At 74.0% G+C, this 17149-nt stretch carries 11 protein-coding genes and 1 riboswitch; of the genes, 5 read left to right on the forward strand and 6 right to left on the reverse strand.

Going from position 1 to position 17149, the window contains the following annotated elements; translation table 11 throughout:
- Nucleotides 1–4 precede the first annotated feature (4 nt).
- Both cobO and JAP66_RS05615 read right to left on the reverse strand, forming a co-directional pair.
- Complete coding sequence (gene cobO / locus JAP66_RS05610) at nt 5–619, reverse strand: cob(I)yrinic acid a,c-diamide adenosyltransferase (protein WP_199430466.1); 615 nt, start codon at nt 617–619, stop codon at nt 5–7.
- Between the two features lie 150 nt (nt 620–769).
- Nucleotides 770–2761 (reverse strand): putative cobaltochelatase, encoded by a 1992-nt coding sequence (locus JAP66_RS05615; protein ID WP_199430467.1) that lies wholly within the window; start codon nt 2759–2761, stop codon nt 770–772.
- Nucleotides 2762–2783: 22 nt separating this feature from the next.
- A riboswitch (adenosylcobalamin (AdoCbl) riboswitch) is annotated at nt 2784–2931 on the reverse strand.
- A 24-nt stretch (nt 2932–2955) separates the two neighbouring features.
- On the opposite strand from JAP66_RS05615, the gene cbiE reads away from it, so the two are divergent.
- Nucleotides 2956–4146 carry a precorrin-6y C5,15-methyltransferase (decarboxylating) subunit CbiE gene (cbiE, locus tag JAP66_RS05620; protein ID WP_307849446.1) on the forward strand — a complete coding sequence of 397 codons (1191 nt, stop codon included), beginning with the start codon at nt 2956–2958 and terminating at the stop codon, nt 4144–4146.
- Complete coding sequence (gene cobM / locus JAP66_RS05625) at nt 4143–4886, forward strand: precorrin-4 C(11)-methyltransferase (RefSeq protein WP_199430469.1); 744 nt, start codon at nt 4143–4145, stop codon at nt 4884–4886. Before cbiE ends, cobM begins: the two co-directional genes overlap by 4 nt.
- Nucleotides 4887–4918: 32 nt before the next feature.
- Here cobM and JAP66_RS05630 read toward each other — a convergent pair whose 3' ends face one another.
- Nucleotides 4919–5989, reverse strand: a complete 1071-nt coding sequence (locus JAP66_RS05630; protein ID WP_199430470.1) for a cobalt-precorrin-5B (C(1))-methyltransferase — start codon at nt 5987–5989, stop codon at nt 4919–4921.
- Nucleotides 5990–6008: 19 nt separating this feature from the next.
- On the opposite strand from JAP66_RS05630, the gene JAP66_RS05635 reads away from it, so the two are divergent.
- Together JAP66_RS05635 and JAP66_RS05640 are read left to right on the forward strand one after the other, a co-directional pair.
- A complete protein-coding gene (locus tag JAP66_RS05635; protein WP_199430631.1) occupies nt 6009–6752 on the forward strand; it encodes a cobalt-precorrin-6A reductase in 744 nt (247 codons plus the stop codon).
- Between the two features lie 42 nt (nt 6753–6794).
- On the forward strand, nt 6795–9953 hold the full coding sequence (locus tag JAP66_RS05640) for an arabinosyltransferase domain-containing protein (RefSeq protein ID WP_199430471.1): 3159 nt from the start codon (nt 6795–6797) through the stop codon (nt 9951–9953).
- Between the two features lie 117 nt (nt 9954–10070).
- On the opposite strand, the gene JAP66_RS05645 is transcribed toward JAP66_RS05640, so the two are convergent.
- Genes JAP66_RS05645 through JAP66_RS05655 form a run of 3 tightly spaced genes read right to left on the reverse strand, consistent with a single transcriptional unit; the run spans nt 10071 to nt 13359 of the window.
- Nucleotides 10071–11582, reverse strand: a complete 1512-nt coding sequence (locus tag JAP66_RS05645; RefSeq protein WP_199430472.1) for a precorrin-2 C(20)-methyltransferase — start codon at nt 11580–11582, stop codon at nt 10071–10073.
- On the reverse strand, nt 11579–12205 hold the full coding sequence (locus JAP66_RS05650) for a precorrin-8X methylmutase (protein ID WP_199430473.1): 627 nt from the start codon (nt 12203–12205) through the stop codon (nt 11579–11581). Before JAP66_RS05650 ends, JAP66_RS05645 begins: the two co-directional genes overlap by 4 nt.
- Nucleotides 12202–13359 carry a ferredoxin-like domain-containing protein gene (locus JAP66_RS05655; RefSeq protein WP_199430474.1) on the reverse strand — a complete coding sequence of 386 codons (1158 nt, stop codon included), beginning with the start codon at nt 13357–13359 and terminating at the stop codon, nt 12202–12204. The genes JAP66_RS05650 and JAP66_RS05655 overlap by 4 nt, the downstream gene beginning before the upstream one ends.
- Nucleotides 13360–13518: 159 nt before the next feature.
- Between JAP66_RS05655 and cobN the strand changes: the two genes are divergently transcribed.
- Nucleotides 13519–17145 (forward strand): cobaltochelatase subunit CobN, encoded by a 3627-nt coding sequence (cobN, locus tag JAP66_RS05660; protein WP_199430475.1) that lies wholly within the window; start codon nt 13519–13521, stop codon nt 17143–17145.
- Nucleotides 17146–17149: the final 4 nt, after the last annotated feature.

The raw sequence follows: 17149 nt of genomic DNA on the forward strand, positions 1-17149 counted from the left end.
GCGATCACCACTCGATCCCCCGCTGACCCTTCTGTCCCGCGTCCATCGGGTGCTTGACCTTCGTCATCTCCGCGACGAGGTCGGCGGCCTCGATCAGCGCGGCGGGCGCGTTGCGGCCGGTGATCACCACGTGCTGCCTTCCGGGCCGCTCCCGCAGCGCGGCCACCACCTCGCCGGTGTCGATCCAGCCCCAGTGCAGCGGGTAGGTGAACTCGTCGAGGACGTAGAAGCCGTGCCGCTCCTCCGCCAGCCTGCGCCTGATCTCGGCCCAGCCCTCGCGGGCGTTCGCGGCGTGGTCGTCCTCGGTGCCGCGCTTGCGCGTCCAGCTCCAGCCCTCGCCCATCTTGTGCCACTCGACGGGGCCGCCCTCACCGCTGCGCTCGTGCAGCCCGCCGAGCGCACGGAAGGCGGACTCCTCGCCGACGCGCCACTTCGCCGACTTGACGAACTGGAACACCCCGATCGACATGCCCTGGTTCCACGCGCGCAGCGCCATGCCGAACGCGGCGGTGGACTTGCCCTTCATCTCGCCGGTGTGCACGGCGAGCAGCGGGCGGTTGCGGCGCTGGCGCGTGGTGAGCCCGTCGTCCGGGACCGTCTCGGGTTGGCCCTTCGGCATTCAGGCGGCCCTCCTGTGTCCTGCGGGACACCCGCACCCGGTCGGCCCACCCGATCGGAGCTTCGCGATTGTCATTCAGGCGGCCCTCCTGTGTCCTGCGGGACACCCGCACCCGGTCGGCCCACCCGATCGGCGCTTCGCGATTGTCATTCAGGCGGCCCTCCGTTTCACCTCGTGTGCCAGCGCGTCCGCGGCTACCTCACCGAGCGCGACGTGCTCGCCGTCGAGCCGGGCCGCCAGCTCGGCGGCAAGGCCGAGTCGCATCCGGCCGTTCTCGCAGTCCATCACCACACTCGCCACCCCGGTGCCCGCGAGCAGGTCGGCGGCCGCATGCGAGCGGGCCACCGCGTCGGCGCCGCTGGTCGCCCGGCCGTCGGTGACCACGACCAGCAACGGCCGCCGCCGCGCGTCACGCAGTGCCTCGACGCGAAGCACCTCCGCCGCACGCAGCAGCCCCTCCGCCAGCGGCGTGCGCCCGCCGGTCGGCAGGGACTCCAGCCGGGCCGCGGCCGTCTCGACGCTGATCGTCGGCGGCAGGGCCAGCTCGGCGGTGGCCGCGCGGAAGGTGACCAGCCCCACCTTGTCGCGGCGCTGGTAGGCGTCCAGCAGCAGCGAGAGCACCGCCGACTTCACCTCGCGCATCCGCGAGCGGGCGCCCATCGAGCCGGAGGCGTCCACGCAGAACAGCACGAGGTTGCCCTCCTTGCCCTCGCGCCGCGCGTAGCGCAGATCCTGCGGGCGCAGCACGAGCCCGGTGCCGCGGCGGCCCCTGGCGTGCTGGTGCGGCGCCGCCGCACGCACCGTGGCGAGCACGTGCGGGCCGCCCTCCCGCTCGCCCGGAGGCCGGACGCCGACCATGCGGCCGCTGTCGGTGACGGCGCGCGAGCGGCGTCCGTGCGCCCCGGCGCCGGTGCCGCCGACGGTGAACAGCCGCGCCCGGTACGGACTGCCCGCGCCCACCTTGCGCTCGCCACCCGCGCCGCCGTGTCCGCGCTCCGCGTCGCCGTGTCCGCCGTCCGTGTCACCGTGTCCGCCGTCTGTGTCGCCGTGCCCGCCATCCGTGTCGTCGTGTCCGTCGGTAGGCGGCTCACCGCCGGAGCCGGGCCCGTCGTCGTCCGGCGGGCCGTCCGGCGGCTCCGCGTCGCGCAGCGTCTGCTCCAGCTGCTCCTCGTCGATGCCGGGCGCGTCGAACGGGTTACGCCGTCGCCGGTGCGGCAGCGCGAGCCGGGCGGCCGCGCGGATGTCCTCGGTGGTCACCGTGTCCCGGCCGCACCAGGCGGCGTGCGCGGCCGCGGTGCGCGCGATGACGATGTCGGCGCGCATCCCGTCCACCTCGAACGCGGCGCACACCTCGGCGATCCGCAGCAGCGCGTCGTCGGTCAGCTCGACCGAGCGCACCAGCCGCTTGGCCGCCTCGATGTCGGCGGCGAGCAGCTCGTCCTCCTCGGCGTAGCGGGCGGCGAAGGACTCCGGATCGGCCTCGTAGGCGAGCCTGCGGCGCACCACCTCGGCCCGCTCCCCCGGCTCACGGCTGGAGGTCACCTCGACGGTGAGCCCGAACCGGTCGAGCAGCTGCGGCCGCAGCTCACCCTCCTCGGGGTTCATCGTGCCGATCAGCACGAAACTGGCCGCGTGCGACACCGAGACGCCCTCGCGCTCGACGGTGGCGCGGCCCATCGCGGCGGCGTCCAGCAACGTGTCGACGAGGTGGTCGTGCAGCAGGTTGACCTCGTCGACGTAGAGCAGGCCCCGGTGGGCACCGGCGAGCAGCCCCGGCTGGTAGTCGGTGACGCCGTCGCGCAGCGCCCGCTCCAGGTCCAGCGAGCCGACCACGCGGTCCTCGGCCGCGCCGACCGGCAGCTCCACCAGGCGCGCGGGGCGCCGGTGCGCCGCGGCGCCCGCGGGGTGCGGGCCGTCGGGGCACGCCGGGTCGGGGTCGGCCGGGTCGCAGGAGAACCGGCAGCCGTCCAGCACGTCCACGCCGGGCAGCAGCCCGGCGAGCGCGCGCACCATCGTCGACTTCGCCGTGCCCTTCTCGCCACGCACCAGCACGCCGCCGATCGCGGGTGAGATCGCGGAGAGCACGAGGGCGAGCCGCAGGTCCTGCATCCCGACGACTGCCGTGAACGGATACGGCCGCATCCACAAACTCCTCTGCCACGGGTGGGTGTCCTCGCCCACTCCTCGTCAGCACAAACAGAACGGACGGGCGCCGAAGCTCTGACTCCCGGCCTCGAGCGGCCGGTCACAGTGGCGGGACCGTCCCGGATTCGCACCGGGTTCCACGGCAGCCGTCCGGCCGATCATCGCACATGCCTCGGCTACGGTGCGCTGTTGTGAGAATTGCCGTAGTAGGGATCGGGGCGGACGGCTGGCCCGGGCTCCCGGAGACGTCACGGGCCGAGATCACCGCCTCCGACGTGGTGTTCGGCGGCCGCAGGCAGCTCGGCCTGGTGCCCGAGGGCAGCTTCGAGAAAGTGGCATGGCCCAGTCCGCTGCTGCCCGCGCTGGACGAGCTGTTCGCCGGCCACCCCAGCCGCCGCGTGTGCGTGCTGGCCAGCGGCGACCCGCTGCTGTACGGCATCGGCGGCACGCTGGTGCGCCGGTTCGGCGCGGAGCACGTGCGGATAGTGCCCGCCGTCTCGTCGGTGGCCCTGGCCAGAGCGCGGCTGGGCTGGCCTGCCGAGGAGACCGAGGTCGTCAGCCTGGTCGGGCGCGGCGTGCACCGGGTGCTGCGGGCGGTGTCGCCCGGCCGCAGGGTGCTCGTGCTCAGCGCGGACTCCTCGACACCGGCGACGGTCGCCGCGCTGCTGGCCGGGGCCGGGCACGGTGCGAGCAAACTGACCGTGCTGGAGGAGCTCGGCGGTCCCGACGAGCGGATCGTCGAAGGGTCGGCGCAGGACTGGCCGCATCCGCCCGGCGCCGACCTGAACGTGCTGGCGATCGACTGCGCGGGGCCGCGGGCGCTGCCGCTGCTGGCGGGCCTGCCCGACGACGCCTTCGAGCACGACGGCCAGCTCACCAAGCGCGACGTGCGCGCGGGCAGCCTCGCCCGGCTCGCTCCCGCCCCCGGCGAGCTGCTGTGGGACGTCGGCGCGGGCGCGGGCAGCATCGCGATCGAGTGGTGCCGGGCGCATCCGGCGAATCGTGCCGTCGCCGTCGAGTCGCGCGGCGAGCGGGCGGCCAGGGTGCACCGCAACGCCGAGCGGCTGGGCGTGCCGGACGTGCGCGTGGTCACCGGCTCGGCGCCGGACGCCCTCGCCGGCCTGGACCCGCCCGACGCCGTGTTCGTCGGCGGCGGGGTGAGCACCGAGGGTGTTCTCGACGCGTGCTGGGCCGCGCTGGGCCCCGGTGGGCGGCTGGTGGCCAACGGCGTGACGCTGGAGGCCGAGCGGGCGCTCACGCGGGCCTACACCGAGCACGGCGGGGAGCTGACCCGGATCGCCGTCGAGCACGCCGCCCCGCTGGGCGGCTTCACCGGCTGGACCCCCGCCCGCACCGTGACCCAGTGGAGCAGGAGCAAATGACAGTGCACTTCATCGGCGCCGGTCCCGGCGCCGCGGACCTGATCACCGTGCGCGGGCAGCAGCTGCTGGCCCGCTGCCAGGTGTGCCTCTACCCCGGCAGTCTCACGCCGGTGGACCTGCTCGCGCACTGCCCGCCCGGCGCGCGCCTGGTGGACACGGCGGACCTCACGCTCGACGAGATCGCCGGGGAGCTGGTAGCGGCCCACGAGGCCGGGCAGGACGTGGCCCGGCTGTGCTCCGGCGACCCGGCGGTCTACAGCGCGGTGGCGGAGCAGGCGCGGCGGCTCGACGCGGCGGGCGTGCCCTACGACGTGACGCCGGGGGTGCCCGCCTTCGCCGCGGCGGCCGCGGTGCTGAAGCAGGAGCTGACGGTGCCGACGGTCGGGCAGAGCCTCGTCCTCACGCGGGCGCAGGCACGGTCGACATCGATGCCGGACGGCGAGGACCTCGCCACCCTGGGCGCGAGTGGCGCGACGCTGGCGCTGCACCTCGCGGTGAACCGGATCGAGCAGGTGGTGGCCGAGCTGGTGCCGAACTACGGCGAGGACTGCCCGGTCGCCGTGGTCGCCGAGGCGAGCCAGCCCGGCGAGCGGGTGCTGCGCGGCACGCTCGGCGACATCGCGGCGCAGGTCCGCGAGGCGGGCATCACGCGGGCCGCGATGATCTTCGTCGGCACCGTGCTCGCCGCGGCGGAACATCCGGACAGCTTCCTCTACTCGCCCGCCCGCCCCCGCTCGTGAGTGCGTAACAGTGTTCTAACTCGCGTGGCCACTCACGAGGGTGCCCGGCCGACGATGGTGCCCGCCCGGTCGACGACCACGACGTCCACCTCGACGGGTGCGTCACCGAGCACGTCCGCCGCCGCCCGCCGGGCCCGCTCCGCGACCAGCTCACCCAGTGCCAGCCCCTCCGCCCCCGCGAGCTCGAGCGCGTGCAGCGCCGTGTTCGCCTCGGTGATCGGCGCCGAGAGATGCCCGAAACCGGCGTCGCGGGCCAGCTCGGCGAGCAGCCCCAGATCCACCTGCGAACGCTTCGAGTGCAGGTCGAGGTAGCCGGCGGCGAGCTTGGAGAACTTCGCGAACCCCCCGGCCAGCGACAGCCGCGGCACCGGGTGCTGGCGCAGGTACTTCAGCACCGCGCCCGCGAAGTCGCCCATGTCGAGCAGCGCGCTCTCGGGCAGCCCGTACAGCTCCGCCACGACCCGCTCCGACGTGCTGCCCACCGCGCCCGCGACGTGCCGGTGCCCCATCGCCCGCGCCACGTCCACGCCGCGCCGGATGCTGTCGATCCACGCCGAGCACGAGTACGGCACCACCACGCCGGTGGTGCCCAGCACCGACAGCCCGCCGACGATGCCCAGCCGCGGGTTCCACGTGTGCCGCGCCATGTCCTCGCCGTGCGGGACGGAGATCTCCACCACCACGTCGCCGGTGCCGCCGTGCCGGTCCGCGACCCGCCGCACCGCCTCGGTCATCAGCCGCCGCGGCACCGGGTTGATCGCCGGCTCCCCCACCGGCAGCGGCAGGCCCGGCCTGGTGATCGTGCCGACCCCTGGCCCCGCCCGGAAGGTCACCCCGCTGCCCGGCGCCCCTGCCGACACCGTGGACACGATCAGCGCACCGTGCGTCACGTCCGGATCGTCACCGGCGTCCTTGACCACCCCGGCACTGGCCGAGCCCGCGGACAGCTCCTCGGTCGCCAGGGCGAAGCTCGGATGCCTGCCCTTCGGCAGCGCCACCTCGACCGGATCGGGGAACGCGCCGGTGAGCAGTGCCGTGTAGGCGGCCGTGGTCGCCGCGGTCGCGCACGCGCCCGTGGTCCACCCGTATCGCAGCTCAGTCACACTCACTCCCGTGGAAAGTATGAACGGCGGCGTGCTCGTCCTCGGCGGCACCTCCGAGGCCAGGGCGCTCGCGTCGGCGCTGGTCGGGCACGGGGTGCACGTCGTGTCCTCGCTGGCAGGCCGCGTCGCCGCACCTCGGCTGCCCGAGGGCGAGGTGCGGATCGGCGGCTTCGGCGGCCCGGACGGGCTCGCCCGCTGGCTCACCGAGCACCGGATCGCGGCGGTGGTCGACGCCACCCACCCGTTCGCGGAACGGATCGGTGCGTCCGCGGCGGCCGGGACCCGGCAGGCCGGGGTGCCCGCGCTGCGCCTGCAACGGCCCGGCTGGGAGCAGTCCCCCGGTGACGACTGGCACTGGGTGGACACGCTCGCCGACGCGGCGGCCGCGCTGCCCGGCCTGGGCGAACGGGTGTTCCTCACCAGCGGCAGGCAGGGCCTCGCCGCCTTCGCCGGGCTGTCCCGGCTGTGGTTCCTCGTCCGCTGCGTCGACCCGCCGGAGCCGCCGCTGCCGCCCAGCCACGAACTGCTGCTCAGCCGTGGGCCTTATCACGTCGGCGAGGAACGCGACCTGATGCGGCGGTACCGCGTCGACGTGCTGGTGACCAAGGACAGCGGGGGCTCGATGACCGCCGCGAAGCTGGAGGCCGCACGCGAGCTGGCGGTGCCGGTCGTCGTGGTGCGCAGGCCGGCCAGGCCTGGAATGTCCGCAGTGTCCAGTACCGCAGACGCACTCGCATGGACACTCCAACGGGTTAATCGTTAGCCCATTGATACCTGCTCCGCGTGGCCCGCTAGCGTAGCGGCGATGCGGCTCGGCACCTCACCTCGTCCGGAGACACCCGGCACAGTGCCCGATTCAGCTGTCGACACCGCGAACGGCACGGACCGGACCAGGTTCTTCAGACGGGTCGCGATCGTACTGGGCCTGATCAGCGCGGCGTGCGCGGTCGCTTTCCCGTTCCTGCCCGTGGTGCAGGACACCGCCCGGATCGTGTGGCCCACCGGCACGGACACCGGGCAGGTGAACGCCCCGCTCAGCGGCTACTGGGCGCAGGACATGCGGGTGGAGCTGCCGTGCGAGACCGTGCGATCCGCAGACGCGCGCACGGCGGGCCCCGCGCTGCTGTTTTCCACGGTGCCGTCCGCGCGCATCGAAGAGGGCGCCGGCATGCAGCTGCAGGTCGAGAATGGGCTGCTCATCGGCTCCAACCGGGGCGAGCAGATCGTCCGGCAGCCACTGCCACCGGCAGGCTGCGACGTCGGCTTCCAGTCGGAAGCCACCAGGACGACCATGTCCGTCGCCGGGACCCCGCTCTACGACGAGAGCGGCGACGTCCGGCCGCGGGTGATCGGCATCTACTCCGGGATCGACGGGACGCAGGACCCCACGGAGGGCCTGAGTGCCTCGATCACCCCGGACACCCGCTACCAGACGTCACCGACCGTGTTGAAGACCGGCGTGGCGGTACTCGGCGTGCTCGCCCTGCTCGGCTGCCTGGTCGCGGTGAACCGGCTCGACGCCGGGGTGGCCCGTCGCGCGCCGCGCTGGGCGCCCATCGGCTGGTGGCGGCTGTCCGCGCGGGACCTCACCGTCTTCGCGGCGCTCGGCGCGTGGGTCTTCATCGGGCCGGTGACCTCCGACGACGGCTACATCCTCACGATGTCGCGGGTAGCCGAGGACGCCGGCTACCTGACGAACTACCACCGGTGGTTCGGCGTCGCGGAGGCGCCGTTCGGCTGGTTCTACCACGTCTACGAGCTGATGGCGCATGTCAGCGTCGCGCCGCCCTGGATACGACTGCCCTCGTTCCTGCTCGGCGTGCTGAGCTGGATGCTGATCACCCGCGAGGTGATGCCCCGGCTCGGCAAGGAGGTGCGGACCAGCCGCGCCGCGGGCTGGGCGGCCGCCGCCGTGTTCCTCGTGTGGTGGATGCCGTACAACAACGGCGTCCGCCCCGAGCCCGTCGCGGCCGTCGGCTCCCTGCTCGCGCTGTGCGCGGTGGAGCGCGCGCTGGTGACCCGGCGGCTGCTGCCGCTGTGCCTCGGGTTGCTGGCGGCGGCGCTGACCCTCGCCGCGACCCCGACCGGCCTCATCGCGGTGGCCCCGTTCCTGGTCGCGGCCAGACCGCTGTTCCAGCTCCTGCGCCGGCGCGCCAGGGAAGGCGGCTGGGCGCCCATGCTGGGGCCGGTCCTCGCCTCCGGACTGGTGGTGCTGTTCGTCGTGTTCGCGGACCAGACGGCCGCCACCGTCGGCGAGGCGACGAGGCTGCGCAACGCGGTCGGGCCGAGCCTGTCCTGGTTCGAGGAGCTCACCCGCTACGAACTGCTGTTCAGCACCGGGGCGGACGGCTCGGCGAGCCGCCGGTTCCCCGTGCTGCTGCTCATGCTGTGCACCGGCGCGTGCCTGCTGGTGCTGCTGCGCCGTGGCCGGATCCCTGGTGCGGCGCTGGGTCCCAGCCGCAGGCTGATCGCCACCGTCGCGCTGTTCTTCCTGCTGCTCGCGCTGACCCCGACCAAGTGGACGCACCACTTCGGCGCGTTCGCCGCGGTCGGCGCCGCGATGGCGGCGCTCACGGCGCTGGCGATCAGCTCGTCGGTGCTGCGCTCGAAACGCAACCGGGCGGCCTTCGCGGCCGGGCTGCTCGTCGTGGTGGCGCTCGCGGCGACCGGCCCGAACGCGTACTGGTTCGTCTCGCAGATCGGCGTGCCCTGGTACGACATCCCGCCCTCGCTCGGCGGTGTCGCGCTGTCGACGATCCTCATGGCGGCTGCCGGGATGGCCGCGGTGATCGCCTTCGTGGAGAACGTGCGCGCGCAACGGCCGGGGCCGCCGCCGGTCGCGGAACGGCGCGGCCGGGCACTGTGGCGGGGCTCGCTGGCGTTCGTGATCGTGTGCGGGCTGGTCGCGGCGGGCGAGTTCGGCAGCATGGCCAAGGCCATCGTCAAGCAGTCGGACAGCTACAGCCTCGGCGCCGCCAACATCGAGCACGTGACCGGCGCGGGCTGCGGCCTCGGCGATCACGTGATGGTGGAGCGCGACCCGGTGTCGAGCGTCCTGCGGCCGCTGCCGCCCGGGCAGCAGGCCACGGTGGAGCAACGCGACACCGCCCCCGGGAGCCTGCCCCCGCAGCGGGAGAACAGCGACCGGACGCAGACCGGGTTCCACGACCAGCCGTCGCTGACCGGCGACCCGATCGCCGAGCCGCCGCACGGGTTCGCGCCCGGCACCGTGCCGATGTGGAGCAGCTACGACGAGCAGGACAACCCGACCGGGCGGCTGCGCACCGACTGGTACGGCCTCGGCCAACGGCGGGACGGCGACCAGGCCGTCGTCGCCGTGCAGTCGCCCGCGGGCAAGGCGACCAGCGTGGAGCTCCAGTTCGGCACGCCGACCCCGGAGGGTGTCCGGGTGCTCGGCAGCAAGCCGGTACTGGCGCAGGGAGGCGGCAGCGGCGACTGGGAGGACGTCCGGATCGGCCTGGACGACATCCCCGCGGAGGCGTCCGTGACACGGATCGCGGCCGTGGACGACGACTTCACCGACGACGGCTGGGTGGGCGTCACCGCGCCCCGCGTACCGACGTTCACCACGCTCACGGACAAGGTCGGTGAGCAGCCCGTCTACATGGACTGGCCGACGTCGTTCGTGTACCCGTGCCTGAACCCGATGAAGGTGCGCGACGGGATCGCCGAGGTGCCCGCGTACCGGCTGACGGCCGGCACGCTCGCCAGCGAGGCCAACTGGTCGAGCAGCGCGTCCGGCGGGCCGGACGGTTACCTGGAGGAGCTGGGCGAGCAGCCGGAGGTGCCGAGCTTCCTCGCGGGCGATCCCGGCCAGGCGTGGGGCGCGCTCAAGGAGGTCGAGCCGTACGCGCAGGGCGGGCCGCCGCGCGTGGTCCACGGTAAGGAGGTGCGGCCCGGCTGGTGGTCCCCCGGCCCCGGCCCGCAGCAGCCGGGCGGCTGACCCCATCGCGAGTCCCCCACCCCAGCCCGCGAGTGTCCCGTTCAGGCGCCAGCGCGACCAGGCCCGCGGGTTCCGAGTGCGGGACTCGCGCGTCTCGGCGGGGACTCGCGGCGGCGGTCAGCTGTAGCTACGGGGTGTCCACACGATCCGGGAGCCCCCGGGTTGCTCACGCACCCTGGTCCGCGACGAGCCGACGATGAGCAGGCACCGCATGTCCACCGTGGCCGGATCGAACGTGCCGAGTGTGTCCACGCGCACGGACTCCTCGGCGCCGCCGATGTCCCGCGCGATCACCACCGGCGTCGCGGGCTCGCGGTGCCGCAGCAGCACCTCGCGGGCCAGCGCGAGCTGGGTGGTGCGGCTGCGCGAGGCCGGGTTGTAGATCGCGACGGCGAGGTCGGCCTCCGCCGCCGCGGCCAGCCTGCGCTCGATCACCTCCCACGGCTTCAGCCGGTCGGACAGCGAGAGCACGCAGTAGTCGTGCCCGAGCGGGGCACCCACCCGCGAGGCCGCGGCCTGCGCGGCGGTCACCCCGGGCAGTACGCGCACCGAGACGCCCGCCCACTCGGGCAGCTCCGCCTGCTCCAGCACCGCGGAGGCCATCGCGAACACCCCCGGATCGCCCGAGGACACCACCGCGACCCGCGCGCCGCCGCGGGCGAGGTCGAGTGCCTCGGCGGCCCGCTCCGCCTCCACCCGGTTGCCGGAGCCATGCCGCTGCTGGCCCCCTCGCTGCGGCACCTTCGCCAGGTAGGGGCCGTAGCCCACCAGATGCTCGGCGTCGGCGAGCGCCTGCTCGGCCTCCGGGGTGAGCCACTCGGGGCCGGCCGGGCCGAGGCCGACCACGACCACCTCCCCACCGGGCGCGGGCTCCCGGGGCGCCGCGGGCTCCCCCGCCGTGCGCGCCGCGTAGGCGGGGCTCGGCACAACCGCCAGCGAGAAGTACGGCACCGTCTCGGGGTCGACCTCGGTGAACGGCCGCACGCGCTGCGCCTGCCACGTCGCGCGCTCGACGTAGAAGGCGTCGTCCAGCTTGCCGGACTCGGCGAGGGCGTCGCGCACCGAGCCGAACGTGCGGCCCAGCTTGAGCACCGCCGCCGAGGACGTGTCGGCGAGCCGCCGCGCCAGCTCCGGCGCGGGCAGCGTTCCGGGCAGCAGCGTGAGCACCTCGTCGCGCTGCACCAGCGGCCTGCCGAGCACCGCCGAGGCCGCGCTCACCGACGTCACGCCCGGCACCACGTGCGCCTCGTAACGGTCGGCGAGCCGCTCGTGCATGTACATGTACGAGCCGTAGAAGAACGGGTCGCCCTCGCACAGCAGCACCACGTCGCGGCCCGCGTCGAGATGCTCGGCGAGCCGCTTGGCCGACAGCTCGTAGAACTCGGTGATCGCGCCCTCGTAGCCGCCGGGATGGCTGGTGGTCTCGGTCGTGACCGGGTACATCAGCTTCTCTTCGAGCTGGCCCTCGCGCAGGTACGGCTCGGCGACCGAGCGCGCGATGCTGCGGCCGTGCCGCGCGCAGTGGTAGGCGATCACGTCGGCGGAGCCGATCAGCCTGGCCGCCTTGACCGTCAGCAGCTCCGGGTCGCCGGGGCCGAGGCCGACGCCGTACAGGACGCCGGTGCTCACACCTCCTCCTTGGAGGCGATCGCGTTCACCGCGGCCACGGCCATCGCGCTGCCGCCACGCCTGCCGCGCACGGCCAGGTAGGGCGCCGGTGCCCTCGTCATCAGCTCCTCCTTGGATTCCGCGGCGCCCACGAAGCCCACCGGAACCCCGATGATCGCGGCCGGGGCGCCGACCCCCTCGTCGAGCAGTTCGAGCAGCCGGAACAGCGCGGTGGGCGCGTTGCCGATCGCCACCACGGAGCCGGGCAGCCGGTCGCGCCAGAGCTCCAGGGCTGCGGCCGAGCGGGTCGTGCCCATGCGCTCGGCCAGCCCCGGCACGCTCGGCTCGGTCAGCGTGCAGACCACCTCGTTGCGCGCGGGCAGGCGGTGCCGGGTGATGCCGCTGGCGATCATGTGCGCGTCACAGAGCACCGGCGCGCCCGCCTCCAGTGCGACGCGCCCTGCCTCGACGACCTCCAGCGTGTAGGCCAGGTCGTCGACGAGATCGACCATCCCGCACGAGTGGATCATCCGCACCGTCACACCGGCGATGTCGTCGGGCAGGATCGCGAGGTCGGCCTCATCGCGGATCGTGGCGAACGAGTGGCGGTAGATCTCCGCCCCATCGCGGATGTAGTCGATCACTGGCGTCCTTTCAGTGCGTCGGCGAGCTCGTCGGCGGGCACCCAGGTGCCCTCGACCCGGTAGCCGGCGTCCTCGGCGAGGACGTCGAGGTGTGCGCCGCGCGGCCTGCCGCAGCGGCGCTCGCAGCCGGCGAAGTGGGCGTGCACCCCGGCAGGCAGCGCGGTCATCGTCTCCCGCGCGTCGGCGCGCACGTCGGCGAGGGACCTGGCGCAGCCGGGCCGCCCGGCGCACGCACTGATCCCCGGCGACGGGTCGGCCGGGTCGGTGACGAGGCCGGTGCCGCTCAGCGCCCCTGGCCGGACGCCGGGCAGCACGAGCGTGCGCCACGGGGTCACCACCAGGCGCTCGACCAGGCCGGCGAGCCGGCGGAGCACGGCCGCGCCGAGCTCCCCGAGCAGCGGGGCGGCCACGACGCCTGCGTCACCGCAGAACGGGCCCACGGGGGGCGGCCCGGTGCGCGGCAGTCCTTTCGGCTTCGTGGGCTCTGTGGGTTCCGTGGGCTCGGCGAGGTGCCGCACGGCTGCGATCAGCGGAGCGTCGTCGATCTCACGCACGCGCCAGGCACTGCCGCGCACGCGCTCGAAGGCGGCGGCCGCCTCGGCGAGCGCGGCGACGACGTTGCGGGCCGGTACGCGCAGCCCGGTGTCGGCACCGTCGAGCAGCAGGGCGCCGGTGGCCGGGCCGAGCGCCTGCCAGCACACGTCCGGCCCCTCCCCCGCCACGTCGCCGCGCCCGTCGTCGAGGGCGAAGAGGAACCGGCCGGGCAGCCGGGCCAGCTCGGGGCGGGCACAGACGGCCTCGTCGAGCGCGCCGACCAGCGGGCGGATGTCGGCCAGGCCATCGAGGCCACTGAGCGGGGAGCCGAGGATGTTGCGTACGCGCTCGTGCGTGGGGGCCGGGAGCAGCCCGGCGTCCGCGAGCCTGCCGATCAGCTCCCCGGTGTCGTGCACCGCGCGCAGTTGCAGGTTCGCCCGCGAGGTGAGATGGATCGCACCGTCGCCGAGGTCGTCGGCACAGCCGGCGAGCACGTGCGCCTGCGCGCCGGTGAGCGCGCCGCCCGGCAGCCGGATCCTGGCCAGCGCCCCGTCGGCGGCGTCATGGGTGGCGACGACGCCGGGGCAGGCGTCGGCGCGGAGTCTGGACGGAGCGGGCACGCAGACACTGTAAGAGCACCGCACAAGCTCGTGAGTGCGCACGCGAGTTAGAACACTGTTACGCACTCACGAGCGGGGGTGACCAGCCCGGGGACGTGCAGATCACCTTGACGCCGGTACCTCGGGGCCCCGAGAGTGAGGCGTCGAGGAGGGCTACCTGTGATCTTGCTGTTGTCCACGTCGGACACCGATCTGCTCAGTGCCAGGGCTTGTGGTGCGGACTACCGCCTGGCCAACCCCGCCCGGCTGGACCTGGCGGAGCTGCCCGGTCTGCTCGCGGACGCCGAGATCGTCGTGGTGCGCATCCTCGGCACCGAGCGCACCTGGCCGGAGGGCCTGCGCATGGTTCGGGAGAGCGGCAAGCACGTCGTCGTGCTCGGCGGCGAGCAGTCGCCGGACGCGGAGTTGATGACGCTCTCCACCGTGCCCGCCGGTATCGCGACCGACGCGCACGCCTACCTCGCGCAGGGCGGGCCCGCGAACCTCACCGAGCTGCACCGGTTCCTCTCCGACACGCTGCTGCTCACCGGCGACGGTTTCGCGCCGCCCGTCGAGCAGCCGTCCTGGGGCGTGCTGGAGCGCGAGAGCCGCGGCGGTGCCGGAGCCGACGGACCGGTGGTGGCGATCCTCTACTACCGGGCGCACCACCTCGCCGGGAACACCGCCTTCGTGGAGACCCTCGCCGAGCAGGTCGAGGCGGCCGGTGGCCGGGCCCTTCCGGTGTACTGCGCGTCGTTGCGCTCGCGCGAGCCGGAGATGATGGACGAGCTGTGCAAGGCGGACGCGCTGCTGGTCACCGTGCTCGCCGCGGGCGGCACCCGGCCGTCCGAAGCGGGCGCGGGCGGCGACGACGAGGCGTGGGACGTGGCGGAGCTGGCCGCACTCGACGTGCCGACGCTGCAGGCGCTGTGCCTGACCAGCGACCGCGACGCCTGGCTGGACAACGACGAGGGCCTGTCCCCGCTCGACGCGGGCAACCAGATGGCGGTTCCCGAGTTCGACGGCAGGCTCATCACCGTGCCGTTCTCGTTCAAGGAGATGGACGCCGAGGGGCTGCCCCGCTACGCGGCCGACCCCGAGCGCGCGGCCCGGGTGGCGGGGATCGCGCTCGCGCACGCCCGGCTGCGGCACACGCCCGCCGCGGACCGCCGGATCGCGCTCGTGCTCTCGGCGTACCCCACCAAGCACTCCCGGGTCGGCAACGCGGTGGGCCTGGACACGCCCGCGTCGGCGGTCAGCCTGCTGCGGCGGATGCGCGAGCAGGGCTACGACCTCGGCGACCTCGGCGACCTCGGCGACCTGGGCGCCGGCGCGTTCCCCGGCGTGGACCCCACCGGCACCGACCAGCCGGACGGCGACGCGCTGATCCACGCGCTGATCGCCGCGGGCGGCCAGGACCCGGAGTGGCTCACCGAGGAGCAGCTGGCGGGCAACCCGATCCGTGTCCCGGCGGCGCGTTACCGCGAGTGGTTCGACGCGCTGCCCGAGCAGCTGCGCGCCGACATGACCGAGCACTGGGGCCCGCCGCCCGGTGAGCTGTACGTCGACGGCGGCACCGAGGGCGACATCGTGCTGGCGTCGTTGCAAGCGGGCAACGTGCTGCTGATGATCCAGCCGCCGCGCGGCTTCGGCGAGAACCCGGTGGCGATCTACCACAACCCCGACCTGCCGCCGAGCCATCACTACCTCGCCACCTACCGCTGGCTGGAGGAGGAGTTCGGCGCGCACGCCGTGGTGCACCTCGGCAAGCACGGCTCGCTGGAGTGGCTGCCGGGCAAGAACGCGGGACTGTCGGCGTCCTGCGCCCCGGACGCGGTACTCGGCAACCTGCCGCTGATCTACCCGTTCCTGATCAACGACCCCGGCGAGGGCGCGCAGGCGAAGCGGCGCGCGCACGCCACGATCGTCGACCACCTCATCCCGCCGATGGCGCGGGCGGAGAGCTACGGCGACATGGCGCGCCTGGAGCAACTGCTCGACGAGCACGCCAACATCGCCGCGATGGACCCGGCGAAGCTGCCCGCGATCCGCCAGCAGATCTGGACGCTGATCCAGGCGGCGAAGCTCGATCATGACCTCGGCATCTCCGAGCGCCCGCACGATGCCGAGTTCGACGACTTCCTGCTGCACATCGACGGCTGGCTGTGCGAGGTGAAGGACGCGCAGATCCGCGACGGCCTGCACGTCCTCGGCGAGGCGCCGGAGGGCGAGGCGCGGGTGAACCTGGTGCTGGCGATGCTGCGCGCCTCGCAGATGTGGGGCGGCAGGTCGGGCGCGGTGCCGGGCCTGCGGGCCGCGCTCGGCCTCGCCGAGGACGCCCCGCTGTCCGAGGTGGACGGGATCGAGAAGACCGCGAAGGCCCTGGTGGCCGGCATGGAGGCCCGGGGCTGGTCACCGGGGGCAGTCGAGCGGGTGTGCGCCGAGGCCGGCACCGACGGTGAAGCGGTGGCCGACGTGCTGCGGTTCGCGGCGACCGAGATCGTCCCCCGGCTGGCCGGGACCAGTGGCGAGATCGACGCCGTGCTGCACGCGCTCGACGGCGGTTACATCCCGGCAGGGCCGAGCGGGTCACCGCTGCGCGGGCTGATCAACGTGCTGCCCACCGGGCGGAACTTCTACACGGTCGACCCGAAGGCCATCCCCAGCAGGCTCGCGTGGGAGACCGGGCAGGCGCTGGCGGACTCACTGCTGCGCCGCTACTGCGCTGACACCGGTGACTGGCCCCGCTCTGTCGGCCTTTCGGTGTGGGGCACGTCGGCGATGCGCACGTCCGGCGACGACGCGGCCGAGGTGCTCGCGCTGCTCGGCGTGCAGCCGGTGTGGGACGAGGCGTCCCGCCGCGTCACCGGGATCGAGGCGATCCCGCTCGCCGAGCTGGGCAGGCCGCGCATCGACGTGACCGTGCGGATCAGCGGCTTCTTCCGCGACGCGTTCCCGCACGTCGTCGACCTGCTCGACGACGCGGTGCGGCTGGTGGCCGGGCTGGACGAGCCGGAGTCGGAGAACTTCGTGCGGGCGCACACGCGCGCCGACCTCGACCGGCACGGGGATGAGCGGCGCGCCACCACTCGCATCTTCGGGTCGAAGCCGGGCACCTACGGCGCCGGGCTGCTGCCGTTGATGGACTCGGGCAACTGGCGCGACGACTCCGATCTCGCCGAGGTCTACGCCGTGTGGGGCGGCTACGCCTACGGCCGCGATCTCGACGGCGTCCCCGCCCGCGAGGACATGGAGAACTCCTACCGGCGGATCGTGGTGGCGGCGAAGAACACCGACACCCGCGAGCACGACATCGCCGACTCCGACGACTACTTCCAGTACCACGGCGGGATGATCGCCACCGTGCGTGCGCTGACCGGCACGGCGCCCGCGTCCTACGTCGGCGACAGCACCACCCCGGACACGGTGCGCACGCGCACGCTGGGCGAGGAGACCGCCCGCGTGTTCCGGTCCCGTGTGGTGAACCCGCGCTGGCTCTCGGCCATGCGGCGGCACGGCTACAAGGGCGCGTTCGAGATGGCCGCGACGGTGGACTACCTGTTCGGCTTCGACGCCACCGCGGGTGTGGTGGACGACTGGATGTACGAGAAGCTTTCCGAGTCCTACGTGCTGGACAAGGAGAACCAGGACTTCCTGGCCGAGGCCAACCCGTGGGCGCTGCGCGGCATCATCGAACGACTCGACGAGGCCGCCGACCGGGGCCTCTGGGCGGAGCCGGACCCGGAGCTGCTGGAGCGGATGCGCGAGGTCTACCTGCGCGTCGAGGGCGATCTCGAAGGGGACTGAGCCG

The organism is Qaidamihabitans albus (assembly GCF_016464705.1).
Taxonomy (GTDB): domain Bacteria; phylum Actinomycetota; class Actinomycetes; order Mycobacteriales; family Pseudonocardiaceae; genus Qaidamihabitans; species Qaidamihabitans albus.

Coding starts and splice junctions, on each gene's coding strand:
- JAP66_RS05635 (WP_199430631.1), top strand. CDS start 6,009: ATGAACGGCGGCGTGCTCGTCCTCGGCGGCACCTCCGAGGCCAGGGCG.
- JAP66_RS05640 (WP_199430471.1), top strand. CDS start 6,795: ATGCGGCTCGGCACCTCACCTCGTCCGGAGACACCCGGCACAGTGCCC.
- cobM (WP_199430469.1), top strand. CDS start 4,143: ATGACAGTGCACTTCATCGGCGCCGGTCCCGGCGCCGCGGACCTGATC.
- JAP66_RS05615 (WP_199430467.1), bottom strand. CDS start 2,761: ATGCGGCCGTATCCGTTCACGGCAGTCGTCGGGATGCAGGACCTGCGG.
- cobO (WP_199430466.1), bottom strand. CDS start 619: ATGCCGAAGGGCCAACCCGAGACGGTCCCGGACGACGGGCTCACCACG.